The sequence below is a fragment of the Streptomyces spectabilis genome (assembly GCF_008704795.1).
Classification (GTDB): domain Bacteria; phylum Actinomycetota; class Actinomycetes; order Streptomycetales; family Streptomycetaceae; genus Streptomyces; species Streptomyces spectabilis.
In genome coordinates, this window is the sequence record NZ_CP023690.1 from 12,839 (window position 1) to 27,574 (window position 14,736).

The 14,736-nt window shown below is 69.4% G+C and carries 15 protein-coding genes and 1 pseudogene; 11 read left to right on the forward strand and 5 right to left on the reverse strand.

Annotated elements, in window-relative coordinates; all coding sequences use genetic code 11:
* Nucleotides 1-131 precede the first annotated feature (131 nt).
* From CP982_RS00050 to CP982_RS00060, 3 genes are read left to right on the forward strand one after another with little or no spacing between them, the layout of a single operon-like run.
* Entirely contained in the window at nucleotides 132-434 is a 303-nt protein-coding gene (locus CP982_RS00050; RefSeq protein WP_229879722.1) for a hypothetical protein, read from the forward strand.
* Nucleotides 431-673: a hypothetical protein gene (locus CP982_RS00055; RefSeq protein ID WP_150508546.1), complete on the forward strand. Its 243-nt coding sequence runs from the start codon at nucleotides 431-433 to the stop codon at nucleotides 671-673. The genes CP982_RS00050 and CP982_RS00055 overlap by 4 nt, the downstream gene beginning before the upstream one ends.
* A complete protein-coding gene (locus tag CP982_RS00060; protein WP_150508547.1) occupies nucleotides 666-1,145 on the forward strand; it encodes a hypothetical protein in 480 nt (159 codons plus the stop codon). Before CP982_RS00055 ends, CP982_RS00060 begins: the two co-directional genes overlap by 8 nt.
* Nucleotides 1,146-1,242: 97 nt before the next feature.
* Here the strand turns inward: CP982_RS00060 and CP982_RS00065 are convergent, their stop codons facing one another.
* Complete coding sequence (locus CP982_RS00065; RefSeq protein ID WP_150508548.1) at nucleotides 1,243-2,748, reverse strand: FAD-binding oxidoreductase; 1,506 nt, start codon at nucleotides 2,746-2,748, stop codon at nucleotides 1,243-1,245.
* Nucleotides 2,749-2,996: 248 nt separating this feature from the next.
* On the opposite strand from CP982_RS00065, the gene CP982_RS00070 reads away from it, so the two are divergent.
* The 3 genes from CP982_RS00070 (at nucleotide 2,997) to CP982_RS00080 (ending at nucleotide 4,511) form a co-directional block, all read left to right on the forward strand.
* Nucleotides 2,997-3,386 (forward strand): hypothetical protein, encoded by a 390-nt coding sequence (locus CP982_RS00070; protein ID WP_150508549.1) that lies wholly within the window; start codon nucleotides 2,997-2,999, stop codon nucleotides 3,384-3,386.
* 155 nt (nucleotides 3,387-3,541) lie between these two features.
* Complete coding sequence (locus tag CP982_RS00075) at nucleotides 3,542-3,964, forward strand: hypothetical protein (protein WP_150508550.1); 423 nt, start codon at nucleotides 3,542-3,544, stop codon at nucleotides 3,962-3,964.
* A gap of 247 nt (nucleotides 3,965-4,211) precedes the next feature.
* Entirely contained in the window at nucleotides 4,212-4,511 is a 300-nt protein-coding gene (locus tag CP982_RS00080) for a hypothetical protein (RefSeq protein ID WP_150508551.1), read from the forward strand.
* 58 nt (nucleotides 4,512-4,569) lie between these two features.
* Here CP982_RS00080 and CP982_RS00085 read toward each other — a convergent pair whose 3' ends face one another.
* Nucleotides 4,570-5,385 carry a DUF6042 family protein gene (locus CP982_RS00085; RefSeq protein ID WP_150508552.1) on the reverse strand — a complete coding sequence of 272 codons (816 nt, stop codon included), beginning with the start codon at nucleotides 5,383-5,385 and terminating at the stop codon, nucleotides 4,570-4,572.
* A gap of 429 nt (nucleotides 5,386-5,814) precedes the next feature.
* Here CP982_RS00085 and CP982_RS00090 point away from each other — a divergent pair, with 429 nt between their 5' ends.
* Nucleotides 5,815-6,420, forward strand: a complete 606-nt coding sequence (locus CP982_RS00090) for a dihydrofolate reductase family protein (protein ID WP_150508553.1) — start codon at nucleotides 5,815-5,817, stop codon at nucleotides 6,418-6,420.
* Between the two features lie 178 nt (nucleotides 6,421-6,598).
* Nucleotides 6,599-7,825 (forward strand): serine hydrolase domain-containing protein, encoded by a 1,227-nt coding sequence (locus CP982_RS00095; RefSeq protein WP_212669165.1) that lies wholly within the window; start codon nucleotides 6,599-6,601, stop codon nucleotides 7,823-7,825.
* A 67-nt stretch (nucleotides 7,826-7,892) separates the two neighbouring features.
* On the opposite strand, the gene CP982_RS42055 is transcribed toward CP982_RS00095, so the two are convergent.
* Nucleotides 7,893-8,951: an ArsR/SmtB family transcription factor gene (locus CP982_RS42055; protein WP_184925743.1), complete on the reverse strand. Its 1,059-nt coding sequence runs from the start codon at nucleotides 8,949-8,951 to the stop codon at nucleotides 7,893-7,895.
* Nucleotides 8,952-9,262: 311 nt separating this feature from the next.
* Here CP982_RS42055 and CP982_RS00105 point away from each other — a divergent pair, with 311 nt between their 5' ends.
* Nucleotides 9,263-9,775, forward strand: a complete 513-nt coding sequence (locus CP982_RS00105) for an RICIN domain-containing protein (RefSeq protein ID WP_170316303.1) — start codon at nucleotides 9,263-9,265, stop codon at nucleotides 9,773-9,775.
* 68 nt (nucleotides 9,776-9,843) lie between these two features.
* Here CP982_RS00105 and CP982_RS00110 read toward each other — a convergent pair whose 3' ends face one another.
* Nucleotides 9,844-10,104, reverse strand: coding sequence for a hypothetical protein (locus tag CP982_RS00110; RefSeq protein WP_150508555.1), 261 nt, complete (start codon nucleotides 10,102-10,104; stop codon nucleotides 9,844-9,846).
* A gap of 113 nt (nucleotides 10,105-10,217) precedes the next feature.
* Entirely contained in the window at nucleotides 10,218-11,861 is a 1,644-nt protein-coding gene (locus CP982_RS00115; protein WP_150508556.1) for a trypsin-like serine peptidase, read from the reverse strand.
* 503 nt (nucleotides 11,862-12,364) lie between these two features.
* Here CP982_RS00115 and CP982_RS00120 point away from each other — a divergent pair.
* Together CP982_RS00120 and CP982_RS43160 are read left to right on the forward strand one after the other, a co-directional pair.
* Complete coding sequence (locus CP982_RS00120) at nucleotides 12,365-13,030, forward strand: hypothetical protein (RefSeq protein ID WP_150508557.1); 666 nt, start codon at nucleotides 12,365-12,367, stop codon at nucleotides 13,028-13,030.
* 35 nt (nucleotides 13,031-13,065) lie between these two features.
* Nucleotides 13,066-14,474, forward strand: a pseudogene (locus CP982_RS43160) (M1 family metallopeptidase).
* The last annotated feature ends 262 nt before the right edge of the window (nucleotides 14,475-14,736 follow it).

Sequence of the window (14,736 nt, forward strand, 5' to 3'; positions counted from 1 at the left end):
TGCTGGCTGGCCGAGGCCGACCCCAGCCCGGGCCGGGTGTGGGCGCAGTGGGAGCGGTACGGTGTCGCGCTGCTCCCGCTCGGGTCCCGGTTCGACGCACTCCGTATTCCGCCGAGCGGGTCCATCAGGCGGTGGGCAGCGAGGAAGCGGAGACCGTGGCCACCGTGCTGGCCGCCTGGCTGGGCGGGCCAGTGATCCGGGACTTCCGCAGCAGTATGGGCCCGTACTACGTGCTCATCGCGCCGGGCTCCGACTGGGGCGGCCCGGGCGAGCGGCTCACCACCGGCACCTACCTCGGCGTCCCCCGCCCCGGGCACGCGACCACGCTTTCCCGCTGGGTCGTACTGTCTCCTTATCCGGGTGCCCTGGGTGACACCCGGCGCTTGTGCGCGCTGCTCGCGTCGAGCGAGTCCCTCAGGGTGGTGCACGGATGAAAACCGCACCCGCACCCTCCCCTGACCCTGACAACTACGTGGACGACTACGAGTTCCCGGACCTGTACGGGTCCTACCGCGCCCACCTCAATGTCTGCCCCCTCATCCACACCGGCCTCCTCGCCAACTGCGTCGAAGGCGTCCGCCTCGCCGCCGCCTGGCTGGATGAGGACTGGCCCGGCTACGGAGCAGCCGGAACCACCCCACGCTTCTCCTGGCGGGAGCCAACTCGTGCCTGACCTGCCCCACAGCCTGCTGTTGGCCATAGTGCCCGCCCTCAGCACCCTCCGCGCAGAACAGCGATCCGGCGCCGTGTGCGTGTGGTGCCCGCGCTCGCTGCCGCCCGGCGAAGGCATCGACCTCAGCCCTGACGGCCGCCTGCGCACCTGCCCGCCCTGCCACACGATCCAGACCCGGGTCCTTGTGACCTACCTCGACTGGTACGACCACGGCATCACCTGCCTGTACTGCCCCCTGGGCCCCTGCGAGCGCGGCGAGGTGCTGGGCGCCCAGCACCTCGCCGCCCGGGAGCGGGCGGGGAAGCCGGAGCTGTCGTGCGTGGGCTGCCGGACCCCCATCGCCCCCGGTGAGGCGATTCGTCCGCACCTCTGGCAGGGCATGAGCGGGCCGGTTCACGGCTACCTCCACGCCCGCCGATGCCCGACCTCTCCGGCGCCGTACGGCGTGGTCGGGGCGACTCACGCACCCTGATCGGCGGGTGCCTGCGGATCTGGCCGCCCTGTCCGGCAGGTGCGGTGCCGTGCCCCGGCCGACCGGCCGGGCCGGATGCCTGCTTGTTGCTGGCCGGTCAGGCCGCGGGCGGGATGTTGTGGTTGACGCGGAAGAGGTTGTGCCGGTCGTAACGGCGCTTGAGTGTGGTGAGGCGTTCGTAGTCCCGCGGCCGGTAGGCGCGGCGTACTCGCGTGGCGGTCTTGTCGTGGTCGGTAAGGAAGTTGGGCTGGGTGTGCCCGGTCAGTGAGGGGCCGAGGATGTCGAAGAGCTGCTGCTGCCGGGCTTCGAGGGCGGTGTCCTTGCCCGGGTCGGGTGCCACGTCCGCGACGAACAGGTTGAAGGCGGCATCGCGCGGTCCGACCGCGTTCGGGTGTTTCGGGGCGCGTGCGAGCGCGCCGCCGAGGTGGCGGATCTCGACGATCATCGGGGGCCGGTCGGCGTCGGGGCCCGCGGCCCGCAGGAGGCGTCGCAGTGTCGTGTCGTCCAGTGCCCGTAGTGCACCGGCGCGTTCGCGCGTTCGGATCGGGCCGGCCGGATCGGCGTAGATCTTGGCGATGTCGGTGTACGGCATCTCGGCCACGCTGTCCTGGGCGGGGTTGAGGGCGCGCAGCGGGCGCAGCAGTTTCTCGCCTTCGGTCGCGTTGCCGGTGAACGCGACGCGCAGTTTGGCGAGGGTCTTGCCGCGCAGTGGGTCGGGGAAGGCCGGGCTGTCGGTGGGGACGTTCACGATGACCAGTGAGGTCGTCATGCGTTCGGTGAGGTTGCGGGTGAACTTCTGGTAGGCCCTGAGGAGTTCGGGTATGCCGCCGGTGAACAGCATGTTTCCGCCGTACAGGCGGGTGAGGGGGAAGAGTGCTGTCTCGATTTCGGTGATCACGCCGAAGTTGGACTTGCCGCCGCGTACTGCCCAGAAGAGGTCGGCGTCGCGGTGCGGGGTGAGCCTGCGCCGCCGTCCCTTGGCGTCGACCAGGTCGACGCGGGTGACGTGGTCTGCTGCGTAGCCGACCGTGCGTCCGATCACCGGGAGGCCGCCGCCGCTGGTGTATCCGGTGACGCTGACGTCGACCGCTGAGCCGCTGGCGGGTGCCAGGCCGTGGGCGGCTGCCGCGTCGATGAGTTCGGAGAAGAGCACGCCGGGGCTCACCGCGGCGGTGTGCTTGGCGGCGTCGATGCGGATGCGCTTGAGGTGGCGGGTGTTGATGAGCAGCCCGCCGTGCGCCGAGCGGGAGATGCCGTGGCCGGTGGCCTGCACGGCGATCGGTACGCGGTGGTGCGAGGCGATGCGCACGGCGGTGGCGATGTCATCGGCATGGCACGGTACGACGATCGCCGCCGGGTGGTGGTCGATGACCCGGTGGTACGCGGCGCGTTCCGCGTCGTAGGCCGCGTCCCCGCGGACCAGTACCCGGTCGTCGGGCAGCGCGCGGCGCAGTTGTGCGGCCAGGGCGTGCTCGTCTCGGATCGTGGTCGTGCTGTGCTGGGCGGACGCCGGGTCGGCGGCCATGGCACCGGCGGCGACGGCGAGGGCGCCGGCTCCCGCGGCCTTGAGTGCGGTGCGGCGGCCGGGCTGCTGCTGTGACACCTGGTGGTTCCTTGTCTCTTGTGAACTCTCGTGTCGTACGGATACGACGACGCGGGGGCGTCACGGAGAAAGCTGGCATCTGGTGATCAACAGCGGCTCAACGGTGGATAAGTGTGCCGGGGCCGGGTGCTCAAGGAGCCTCCCGCACCCCACTCCCTGTGCTGCACAATGCGGGAGCGATCTTCAGGGGGTGCCGTCAACTCGAACCGTGGATCGCTGCTTTGCCGACGCTCAAGGAGACCTCAGCCATGAAGAGCACGATCATGCCCGCAGTCGCGGTTCTTGCCCTCACCGCCTCGTCCTTGCTGGCTGCTGCGCCTGGAGCAGGCGCCTCGCCCTCGGGCCGTTCCGGTGGCTGCAACGTCGTGAGTTACACGTCTGAGGCGGGCTGGCCCGGTGTGGACGCTCACTGGCCCGCCACAGGGCACTGGGCGACTGTCAGCAGCGGGTGCACCAGCATTGGCCTGATGACTCACCACACCCGCACGGTCAGAGTCTGCACCCCGAGCGCCTGTAACACCTGGAAGGAGGCGAAGAAGGAGGTATGGACGACGATCGCTCACAACGCGATACCCGGAAAGCAGTTCTACGTTCAGTTCCGGAACGTGAACGCGAGTAGCGGCCAGATCGCATACTGACGCGCGCCGCGGTGGCCCGGCCCTCTCCCTCGACGATGTCCGCCTGCCACCGGCCCGCCAGAGCAGCGGCCCGGGGATGGGAGGTCCGTGGCCGCGGCTCGTCGTGGGCGTGCAGCAGTGCAGTCACCGATGCCTGGGTAGATCGTTAGCCGATCATGAACAAGATCTGTTCCCTCGCCAGGGTCGCGTCCGTTCTCGGCGGCGCCATCACGCTCATCGCCACGCTCACCGGCCCCGCGGCCGCCGCGGCCGGGCCCGACAGCGGGCCCGCGGCCGCGAACCTGCACACGCTCACCTGCTACGAGAACCAAGACCTGACGGGCGGAGACCAGATTTACCTCCAGGTCAACGGCCAGACGGTCTGGAGCTCCGCCGACTCCATCAGCTGTGATCACGATTCCCCGGTGGCGGTGCCGGTCAACCGCCTCGCCAAGACGGGCGACACCGTGTCCCTCTACGACGAGGACTTCCCGGATGCCGACGACCACCTCGGCAGCGACACCGTGGAAGGAAGCAGGGGAACCCTGACCTTCAACCTCGACGATGCCCTCTACACCCTGGTCTACGGCCCCGCGTAGAAGGCCTCGTACGGCCGCTCGGTCGCTGCTGGCAGGTGGTGCCATGCGTGTCCGCACGTTCCTTTGCGGTACGTCTCTCGGTGGCGGGTATCGGCCTGTGCTGCAGCAACCGCTGAACCTCTCCGTTGTTCGTCCGCTGAGCGGACCGGGGGCTGTCTTTTCCGTCGTGTCCTTGGCCATAGTCGGTGCTTGTGCGCCTGTGCGGGCGCAACAAGCGTTGATGAGGTTCACGAGCCGAGGAGGAACGATGCCGAAGTCACGGGCACCCGCCTTACCCGGCCGTCGCCAGGTGCTGCGTGTGGGCGCGGCGGCCGCGGTGGCGGCCGGGGTGCAGGGGTTCGCCGTCCCGGGCGCGCGTGCGGCGGAGGATTCCGTGCGCGCCCGGGACGGGGTCGGTGATGGCAGTACGTTCCAGGCGTGGAAGGGCGTTGCGGGCGACGAGCAAGTGTGGTGGGGCAGCCTTGTCGGCTATACCTGGAAGGCTCCGCAGCCGGTCGGCGGCGCCCGTTCCTCCTTCCGTCCGGCGCTGGCCACGATCGGCAGCTAGCCGGTCCTGGCCCGTTCGGGAAGGCGTACCGGGCCAGAGGTGGGGCGTTATCTGGGTTTCAGTCGCTCGCCGTCCGTTCTGTGCTCAACTGCATCCGGTTCGCGTGGAGGTGCTCCCAGTTCATGACGAGCCGGAAGCGCTGGTGTGTCTCCAGCCGTTCGGCGTCAGCTGGCTCCTGCCCTCGGTAGACCAGGGCGTCGCCGGCCTCCACGAGCTCGGTGAGGGCGATGCGGGTGTCTTCTGCGACCTGGTTGGTGGCGGCCGCCAGGCGGTCCAGGGAGGTGAGCACTTCCTGGGGCTCGCCCAGATCGTCGACCAGGTGATCGATGAGGGCGTCGACGAGCGGACTGGTCCGCGTCGTCCACCGGATCCGGGCGAGGCGTTCGGCCAGGCCGGCGTCCAGGGGCAGCAGGTCACCGGGCAAGGGCAGGGCGGCCGGCATGGACCATCGGGTACCGGCCGGGGTCTCTTCGCGGTGGGCCAGCCCCCATGTGAGGTAGAGCTCGGACAGCTCCCGTACGGTCGCGGGCGCCGGGTAGCCGGCGGCGGTGAGCATGGCGCCGAACGTCTCCCATCGGCTGGCCTCGTATGCCTCGCGTCCCTCCGGCGCTTCGTCGTCGTCCCATTCCTCATCGGGCCAGGAGAACGAGAGCGCAGCGTCGAGGTCGCCGCCGAGCAGGTTCCAGTGGCCGTCGAAGATCTCCTGCAGGAGGTCGTCCAGGGAGCCGGTGAAGCCGGGCTGGCTGGCGGTCCCGATCAGCATCGTCAGTGGGAAGCCCTGGCGGGGCAGGACGTGCTCCCAGCCCGAAGCCCACCAGTCGTTGTGCATCGACATGTCCCGGCGTTGCCCGGGCACGGACGAGTTGTCAGCCATCCGGTGAACCCCTTTCCTCTGTGCTCGAGAAGGCGGTCGGACGCCCGCAGAGTACGCGTTACGGGGCCGCCGGAACGTCGAAATGCCGAGAATCTGATACTGAAGGGTCATGCCGGGGTGGCACGTCTGTGAGGGGTCTGTGTGCTGGTCAGCCTTCGTGGTCCGGGCCCGGGTGGGCTGTCCGGTGGGCAGGGGGTTCCAGGTTGTTGTCGGCGACCGTCAGGTGGTTGTCGGCGACCGTCATTCCCCTACTGCGTGCATAGCTCAACCATGTAGGCCTCCGGGGCCTTCGGGATCTCCGAAGCAGTGCCGCTCCCCTGGCCTGACCGGCTGCAGTGTCAGGGGTTTTCTCGTTGCTCCACAGCGCGGCCGATGAGTTTGTGGCTTCCGGCCGGTCCAAGCTGGTGACACTGAGGAAAGGACACCGTCATGTCGGAGCTTCTCGTCGATTTCATCACCTCCCTCGACGGCTACGCGTCGGGAGAGGGATGGCCCGGGTTCTGGGGTCTGGAGGGCCCGGAGTACCTCGCGTGGCTCGGCGAGCAGCCCGAGGCCACCTACCTGATGGGAGCGAACACCTACCGTCTGATGTCGGGTTTCGCCGCGGGCGAGGTCCCGGGTGGCCAGGACGAGTTCAGGCCCGAGGAAGAGGCGTCCGTCGACGAGCTCACGCAGGCGTCGAAGGTGGTGTTTTCCTCCTCGCTCGAGGAGCCGCTGACGTGGGCCAACTCCACGCTCGTCCGCGATGACGCCGTTGAGGCGGTCCGCGCCATGAAGTCGAGTGGCTTGGGGCTCCTCAGCACGATCGGCAGCCTCAGCCTGTGCCGGTCTCTGCTACGAGCCGGGCTCGTCGACCGCTTCCGGGTCGTGATGTTCCCGGTGATCACCGGGGCCACGGGCGAAGAACGCATCTACGACGGCTATCCGGACGTTGCCCTCGAGATGACCGGGCACCGCACCTTCGACGGCCGCATCCAGCTGGTCGAGTACAGGCCCCGTGTGCTTGAGCACCCGCCGCTCGGCGTGCCTGCGTGACATCCCCCTGTCCGCGCCTGTGGATCAGCGAGCGGCACCTGTGTGGTCGGCGGCGGTGATCCTGCCGGTGCTGAGCGGGAGGCAGGGGCTTCCCTGAGGCCCCTCTGAGGTGTGTCCCTGAGTCACTTCAGGGGCATCCCCGATGCCGGGGCGGCCGGTGCGGTGGTGAGCTTGATCCATGCGCCGACACTCGACGTTCTCGCCAACTCCGCGCGCCCTGGCCGCTCTTGGTGCCGCCGTGGGGCTGCTGCTCTGCCTCGCGGCGGCGCCTGGGGCCCTGGCCGACGAGCGCCATCCTCCCCCGCCCCCGGGCCCGCACGCGCGGCTCCAGGCGGTCCTCGACCGGATCGCCGAGGAGGGGACACCGGGCGTCGTGGCCCAGGTCCGGGACGCTCGCGGCGGGTGGAGCGGCCGGGCGGGCGTGGGCGACCTCGACGACGGGCGGCCGCGCAGCGTCCACGACAAGTTCCGCATCGCCAGCGTGACCAAGCCGTTCACCGCCGCCGTCCTGCTCCGCCTCGAAGCGCGGGGACGGCTCTCGCTCGACGACAGCGTCGAGCGGTGGCTGCCGGAGGTGGTGCGCGGCAAGGGCTACCGGCCGCGGCACATCACCCTGCGGCACCTGCTCAACCACACGAGCGGCATCTTCGACTACAACATGGACGCCGCCTTCCGCGCCCGGTACGCGGGCGACGCGTTCGACGAGAACCGCTACCGGAAGTGGACCCCCGAGCAGCTGGTGGGCATCGCGCTCGCCCACCGGCCGAACTTCCAGCCGGAGCAGGGCAGCAGGCCGGGAAGGCCCGGGAAGTGGGACTACTCGGACACCAACTACATCCTCGCCGGAATGGTCATCGAGAAGGCCTCGGGCGTCTCGTACAAGGAGGCGGTCGAGCGGTTCGTGATCGAGCCGCTCGGCCTGCGCGACACCAGCGTGCCCGGCGCCTCGCCCGGGCTGCCCGGCCCGCACGCGACGCACTACTCCACGCTGTTCGAGGAGGGGCCGCAGGTGCGGGTGCGCGACGTCACCGAGTTCAGCCCCACGGTGGCGTTCTCGGCAGGGCAGCTGATATCGACCGTCCGTGACGTCAACACCTTTATGGCCGAGCTGCTGGGCGGCGATCTCCTCCCCGCCGCCCAGCGGCGGGAGCTGCTCGACGCCGTGCCCGTCGACGGCGACAAGGGGCACGGCGGTCCCAAGGACGTCTACGGCCTCGGTATCCGGCACTTCAAGCTCGCGCCGGGCTGCTGGGCCTGGGGCCACGGCGGCATGGTCCCCGGCTCGGCCACCCGGGCGGTGGTGTCGGCCGACGGGCGGCACGCGATGACCATGAACAGGAACGGGGACTGGGGTGAGCAGGAGCTGGAGGACCGAGCCGTGCGCACGGAGTTCTGCAAGCGCTGACAGAGCACGACTGCGGCGCTCTCCGCAGTGATCACCTGTGGTGTTCCGGAACACGCCTCGCTCTCGCTCACTCCGCCGGGTCTGTCGCTCCGCTGGTTGCCTGCTCGGTCAATCCGGACGGGGGCGAGCCGCCATGGAGCAGCGCGTGTCCCAGAGGAGTCAGGGCGTGGCGTACCCCTGGGCCCTCTCGCCGGGTGGTGAGCAGGCCCGCGGCGCGCAGGACTGAGGCGTGGTGGCTGGCGGTGGCGGCGGAGGTGCCGGTGCGCCGGGCCAGTTCGGCGGTGCCCGCGGGGCTGCGCGCGGCTTCGAGCGTGCGGGCGCGGGTGGTGCCGAGCAGGGCCGTCAGGCCCTGGCCGGCTGCCGTCGTGCCCGCCGTCATCACGGCGGCGGCGTCGATCAGGGAGTGCATGAGCGGATAGCGCAGGACGAAGGGCCGCTCGGGTTCGGCGTTGTCCACGAGGACGAGCGGGCGGGAGCAGAAGAACGTCGGTACGAGCAGCAGCCCGCGGCCGCGGAGTTCGAGGTCGGTGTCCTGGGCGCAGGGCACGGTCAGCACGCCTGCGGCCCAGGAGATCTCGGGGTGCAGGGTGTGGAGGAGTCCTTCGACGCCCGTGTCGAGGGTCGTCTTCGCCCGCTGGGTTCGCTCGGCCTGCGCGGATGCCAGGAGCTGTGCCCAGTAGGGGGCGACGGCCAGGGCGTGGTAGGAGTGCAGTTGGCGCCGGACGAGGGCCGCCCATCCCCGGTCCCCGTGGTGCAGTTCGTGGATCCACTTCGGAACACGGGGCCGCAGCAGCCGGGTGGCGTGCCAGTCCGCGGACCACTGGCCCGTGGGCAGGGACCAGGTGTGGTCGAGGCTGTCGGCGAGGCTTGGGGTGGCGGCGTGGGTGAACGCCTCGGGGATGTATTCGCCCAGGCCCGCGGGGGCCAGGTCGAGCAGGAGGCGCATCTCGGGCCGCAGCGCGCGGCGGGTGCATTCGCGCCAGCCCGACAGGCCCGCGCTGGAGGGGTGGTCGGGCCGCTCGGCCTGGAGCAGCGGCAGGCTCAGGATGGTCTCGGCGAGCGGGTCGGGGGCTTCGGCGAACCGGAGGCGGATTAGGTCCTCGGCGGTGAAGTGGATGCGTAACACCGTCGTTTCTCCCGGGGCTCGGTGGGTCGTGGAGCATGCGGAAGCACAGGTCCGCCGCGCTTGACCGGTCGCAGTGCGCGATCACGCTAGACGGGTGGGGGCGCGGAATGGCGGGCGGCCAGGGTCATCTGGCCAAAACCCCCGCACGGGACGGTGGAATGTCTGGATTCGATGTTCCTCGAAGGGCTTTGAGGGACGTGTGGGGCCGCCGCGAGACTTGCCCGCGAAGGGGGAGGAACCGTCCGGTCCGCCGCGGCGGGCCGGACGGCCCCCGGCCAGCATCCGCATCCGGTCCAGGGAGATGTCCTCGTATGAAGCTCACCAGTTCGTTCACCGTCCGCGCCGGGATCGCCGCGGGCGCCGCCCTCGCGGCCAGCGCCGTGCTCGCGGGCCCGGCGCATGCCGGGGTCTCCGGCCAGTACACGTTCCAGAACGCGGGCACCGGCAAGTGCCTGGACGTGCAGGCCGGTTCTTCGGCGGACAACACCCCTCTCCAGCAGTTCAGCTGCAACGGCAAGTCCCACCAGCGGTTCTCGCTCAGCTTCGAGGTGGACAACCCCACGTCCCTGATGAGAGCCGCCCACTCCAACAAGTGCATGCAGGCCTTTGGTACGACGCCCGGCACCGGCGTCGTCCAGCGGCCCTGTGACAACGTCTCCGGGCAGCGCTGGGAGTTCATCGAACTGGGCGGCAACAAGGTCACCGTCAAGAATGTCGCGAGCGGCCTGTGCCTCGACGACGGCGCGGCGCCCTCCGGCAGCCGCCGTGAGGTGCGCCAGACGGTCTGCACGGGGGCCGCGACCCAGGTGTGGGCCCGCTCCTGACCCGCCCCGCGCGGGTGCGGCCGCACCTGACGGCCGCACCCGCGCGCGGGAACGGTCCCGGGCAGCGCCTAGGCCCGGGCGAACTCACGCTCGAGGCTGTGTACCGTCCCAGAGCACTTGGCACTCGACGTCTTGCCGTACTTGTTGCGCGGGATCGGGGACACCCACTTGCCGTAGATGAAGCCCTTGCCAGGACACACGGCAACCACCCGGTACTTGTAGAAGTGCGGAGCGTTGGTGTAGCCGCACTTGGCATTCGCCTTGTGGCCGCCCTGCGACTTCCACGTCTTGCACTTGGGGACGCTCATCGCCTCAGCGGGACTGGTCATGAATGTTCCCGACATCAAGGCCATGACGGCGACGCTCGCCGCAGCGGCCGCTCGGAGAGAACGCATGCTTACCACCTTCGTTCGAACCGGATACAGGGAGGATCACGCGGGCGTTAGGGGGCGACGAGCTGGTTCTCCTTGCCGATGCCGGAGGCGTTTCCCTCGGTGTAGAGGCTGAGTTCGCCGTCGGACCAGCGCACGAGCGTGTCGTCCGGCCAGGGGTTGGCGCTGAAGTCGCCGCCGGTGACGAGCTTGGCGTGGGTCCAGAGCTGGTTGGGCGCCTTCCACTGGTGCTCGCCCCATGTGCTGCCGGTGCCGGTGAAGTCGTCGTAGAGGGTGAGTTCGCCGTCGGACCAGCGCACGACGAGGTCCCAGGTGTTGCCTTGGGTGTAGTCGCCGGAGCCGATCTCAACGGCGTGCTTCCAGAGTTTGCCGGGGCTGACGACCTTGATCTCTTTGCCGAGCTTCTTGCCGTCGCCGGTGTTCTGGTACAGGGTCAGCTCTCCGTCGGACCACCGGACCACGAGGTCGTCCTGCCACTTGTTGCCGCCGTAGCGGCCTGCGGTGATGGCTTCGGCGTGCTTCCAGGTGCCGTTGGGCGCGACCAGCTGGATCTCGCCGTGGAAGCCCTTCTCGTCGACCGAGGGGTAGAGGGTGACCTCGCCGTCGGACCACCGCACGATGAGGTCGGAGCCGTTGTCGCCGGTGAAGTCGCCCGCGACGACCTGCTTGGCGTGGTCGGCCCACAGTTTGTTGGGCTTCATGACCCTGAACTCCTTGTCGAAGTAGTTCAGGCCTTTGTCCGCGCCCCGGTAGACGGTCAGCTCGCCGTCGGACCACTTCACGAACATGTCCATGCGGTCTTCCGGGACGGGCCCGTTCAGGGCGAAGTAGCCCGAGGCTATGTCCGTGGCGTGCTTCCAGGTCGACGCCGACGGCAGCACGATGGGCGTCGGCTTCTTCCCGGCCACAGCTGCGTCGTAGATGTTCTTGAGGTCGTTGTCGAAGTAGGACGAGTACGAGGTGTTCGGGCTGTGCCCCCCGGTCTTCCAGCCTCCCGTCACCCCGATGACCCGGGGCTCTTCGCTGCCCGCCGTGATGAAGGGCCCGCCGGAGGTCCCGGAGACGTATCCGTCGCAGTCGATCTGCGAGAAGGTGCCGCCCTTCCAGCCGTCCGCACTGCCGGTGGTGTACTTCTTCATGGGCGAGATGCAGTCCAGCGGGTCCTGCTTGGGCTTGAACCCCGGGTAACCGATCACGCGGGTCTTGGGGTGGTCGAAGCCGGAGCCATAGCCGATCTTGATGGCGCCGACGACGTCCTGGAGCTTCTTGCCGTCGCTGCGGGTGCCGGTCTTGAGGAGGGCGAAGTCCAGCCCGGTGTAGTCCTTGTCGCCGCCCCGTCGCATATAGCGGGGGTCAGCGTAGATCTGCCCCTTGGTGATGGGGAAGATGCCGTGGGGCTGGGGCTTGCTCTTGCTGTGCTGCGGGACGAAGACGAGCTTCTCCTGCCGGTCGCTGCTGTCGAAGCAGTGCGCGGCGGTGAGCACCATGTTCTTTCCCGGCGACGGGACGACCGTGCCGCCGCAGAAGCGGTAGAAGAGGTCACCGTTGTCGTTGCGCTCGGCCCAGTAGAAGGTGCCCACTTCCTTGATGCCCTGGAACGGGCGGGAAGGAGAGCGCAGCCTCTTCTGGCGTGCGGCTTGGGGCAGTTGTGCCTCTCGGGCCTGCTGCTCCTGGACCGGGTCCGCCTCGTCCATGCGCTCCGGTGTCCAGAACTTCTCCAGCTCGCCGGCTTCGTCCGTAGTCGGTTCGTCCGCAGTCGGTTCGTCCGTCGCGGACCCGGAGGGCGCTGGGGCGGAAGGAGACGGGAGGCCGGGTTGCCCGGCAGTCGGTGCGGGGCTCGGCAGGCTGGTGGAGGGCGTCTGCGGTGCGGGACTGGTCGACGGGTGCGGACTGCTGGCTTCTGGTGCGGGCTGTGTCGTGCCCGGCGTGGGATCGGCCCACGCGGGTGTGTGGATGGTGATGGCGGCCGCCATGGCAGCCACGACCGTCAGGCTGTGTCTCAGCCTCAACTTTCCCCCCTCGTACGGACGTACAGGCCTTGGTCAACAGGCCCACGAAGTTAAAGATCATGAATTACGCCGCGCCCCCCTGTCGATGTGATCCTGAGTAAAGATTCTTTTACGTTGCGTGAGGCAACCTGGTGAGGGCCGTGGGGCTCTCCTTCTTCGCGTCGCACGATCGATTGGAGAGCACGGCAATGAGCCCACGTGAAGGCAAGAGGCGCAGGCGGCAGTACGCGGCCGCAACCGCCGTCGTGGCCGCGGGAGTGCTGGTCGTCTCGGCGTGCGGGACCGACGGCGCACCGCAGTCGGCGGAGAGGCGCGCCTCCAACCCGCCTGGGCAGCACGGCGACAAGATCCCTGGCTACAAGCGCGCCTACGCCGCCGGTTACGAGGAAGGCCGCAAGGTCTACGACGACGGGGGCAAGGGTGCGGCGGTGCGCGAAGTCGTGCACGGCGGCTGCGCCCGCCGGGCCCTGGACGCCGGCGCCCGTGCCGATGGGGACCGCGGGTCCTGGGTGAAGGGCTGTCAGGACGCCGTGCAAGGCGGGCCGAAGGAGCCGCCGGCCCGTCCGATGAGCAAGAAGGAGTCACATCCCGCGCTGCTGAAGGACTTTCGCGCGTGGGCGCGCACCGAGGGGGACGGGCCGTTGGGCCGGCACGCCGACCAGGTCTTCACCGTCAAGCTCACCGGGCCCGACTACGACGTCGAAGTGCGCACCGACTACACCTCGCGGGGCCAGGCCAAGGACTTCGCCGGCGTCTTCGCGGAGTGGTGGGACGGGGATGACGGCCCCGGTGTCGCCAGGAGCGTCCTCATTCTCGATGGACGCGACCGGCGCATCGCCGTCCGGTCGCTGTGAGGGAGCTTCCCGGCGTCCCCCTCCCCGCGTGCTGGATGCTGACCGCTGTCCTGCTTGCGGCCATGACCACGGCCTGCACCGGTTCCGCACCCCACACCACCGGCTCGTCCTCGCGAACTGCCGGGCCCGGGGCGGCCGGAGTGGGTGATGCGCTCTTCCCGGCGCTGGGCAACGGGGGGGGGTACGACGTCTCCCATTACGCCCTCGCCCTCGACTACGTGCCCGAGACCAACCGTCTCAAAGGCACCGCGACCATCACCGCACGTGCCACCCAGGGGCTGAGCCGGTTCAACCTCGACCTCGCCGGGCTCACGGTGCGAACGGTCACGGTGGATGGCACGAGAGCGCGCTTCACGCGGAAGAAGAACGAGCTGACCCTCACACCGACGAGGGCGATCGAGAACGGCGAGGTCTTCGAGGCCGCCATCACGTACGACGGCACGCCCAAGATGATCGAGGGCTCCGACGGAGGCACCGAGGGCTGGATCGAGACGGACGACGGCGCGACCGCCCTCGGCGAGCCCACCGGCTCGATGACCTGGTTCCCGGGCAACCATCACCCCTCCGACAAGGCCACGTACGACATCACGGTCAGTGTGCCCAAGGACGAGGACGGCGATCCGTACGACGTGGTGAGCAACGGGGAGCTGAAAAGGGAAGAGGACACGGGCCGTCGCGTCACCAGAAGGTGGAGCAGCGATGAGCCCATGGCGAGCTACCTCGCCAACGTGGCCGTCGGGTACTTCGAGATCCACAAAGGGCTGGACCTCCGATGGCCTGCCCGTCTACGTCGCCGTCGATCCCGACGAGACGGAGGACGCCGAAGAGGTCAAGGACCTGGTGCCCGAGATCACCGACTGGGCCGGCGAGCGCTTCGGCCCGTACCCCTTCTCTTCCGTCGGTGCCGTCGTCGACCACCTTCCCGGCCTCGGTTATGCGCTGGAGACCCAGACCAAGCCGTACTTCGACTCCGGAGGACACGCTGCTGGTCCACGAGCTCGCACACCAGTGGTTCGGCAACTCGGTCACTCCACGCCGGTGGAAGGACATGTGGCTGAACGAAGGCTTCGCCACCTACGCGGAATGGCTCTGGCAGGAGGACCACGGAGGCAAGAGCGCCCAGGAAATCTTCGAGTCCTTCTACGAGGGCACCCGCCCCGAGAGCGAAGGCATCTGGGACTTCCCGCCGACCGATCCGCCCAGCGCCGGACGGGTCTCCGACTCACCGGTCTACGGCCGGGGCGCCATGACCCTGCACAAGGTGCGCGAGGCCGTCGGCGACACGGCCTTCTTCGACATCCTCCGGGGCTGGACCAAGCGTCACCGGCACAAGAACGTCGACACTGAGGACTTCCTCGTCTTCTGTGAGGCGAAGGCCGGGAAGGATCTCACCGAGGTCTTTGACACGTGGCTCTTCGGTGAGTCGAAGCCGAAAGACCCCTGAGAGCGGATCTCGCGCCCCATCGGCAGGGCGCCGCCTCTGGCCGGTGCCGCCCGGTGCCCTCCTGGAGAGGGCCGGGCGGTTGAGTGTGCGCAGGCGTCCCCTGTCTGTCGTGTGATCCGGCGGGGGACGCCCTTGCGGTCGGCGTGTCTTCCGGCTTGCTGACCGGGAGGGAGCGTTGCCTCGTTGGCGCTGCTCGGCCGGAACTCGTATCCGTCCAGGGGCCGGGATGTTGCTGGGCCCCGGCCCCGCCGCGGCTCTGCCC

What these genes read in the sequence shown, in the direction of transcription:
- CP982_RS00055 (WP_150508546.1), top strand. Translation starts at nt 431, where the DNA reads ATGAAAACCGCACCCGCACCCTCCCCTGACCCTGACAACTACGTGGAC.
- CP982_RS00120 (WP_150508557.1), top strand. Translation starts at nt 12,365, where the DNA reads ATGAGCCCACGTGAAGGCAAGAGGCGCAGGCGGCAGTACGCGGCCGCA.
- CP982_RS00095 (WP_212669165.1), top strand. Translation starts at nt 6,599, where the DNA reads ATGCGCCGACACTCGACGTTCTCGCCAACTCCGCGCGCCCTGGCCGCT.
- CP982_RS00105 (WP_170316303.1), top strand. Translation starts at nt 9,263, where the DNA reads ATGAAGCTCACCAGTTCGTTCACCGTCCGCGCCGGGATCGCCGCGGGC.
- CP982_RS00110 (WP_150508555.1), bottom strand. Translation starts at nt 10,104, where the DNA reads ATGACCAGTCCCGCTGAGGCGATGAGCGTCCCCAAGTGCAAGACGTGG.
- CP982_RS00080 (WP_150508551.1), top strand. Translation starts at nt 4,212, where the DNA reads ATGCCGAAGTCACGGGCACCCGCCTTACCCGGCCGTCGCCAGGTGCTG.
- CP982_RS00085 (WP_150508552.1), bottom strand. Translation starts at nt 5,385, where the DNA reads ATGGCTGACAACTCGTCCGTGCCCGGGCAACGCCGGGACATGTCGATG.
- CP982_RS00070 (WP_150508549.1), top strand. Translation starts at nt 2,997, where the DNA reads ATGAAGAGCACGATCATGCCCGCAGTCGCGGTTCTTGCCCTCACCGCC.
- CP982_RS00075 (WP_150508550.1), top strand. Translation starts at nt 3,542, where the DNA reads ATGAACAAGATCTGTTCCCTCGCCAGGGTCGCGTCCGTTCTCGGCGGC.
- CP982_RS00115 (WP_150508556.1), bottom strand. Translation starts at nt 11,861, where the DNA reads ATGGACGAGGCGGACCCGGTCCAGGAGCAGCAGGCCCGAGAGGCACAA.
- CP982_RS00090 (WP_150508553.1), top strand. Translation starts at nt 5,815, where the DNA reads ATGTCGGAGCTTCTCGTCGATTTCATCACCTCCCTCGACGGCTACGCG.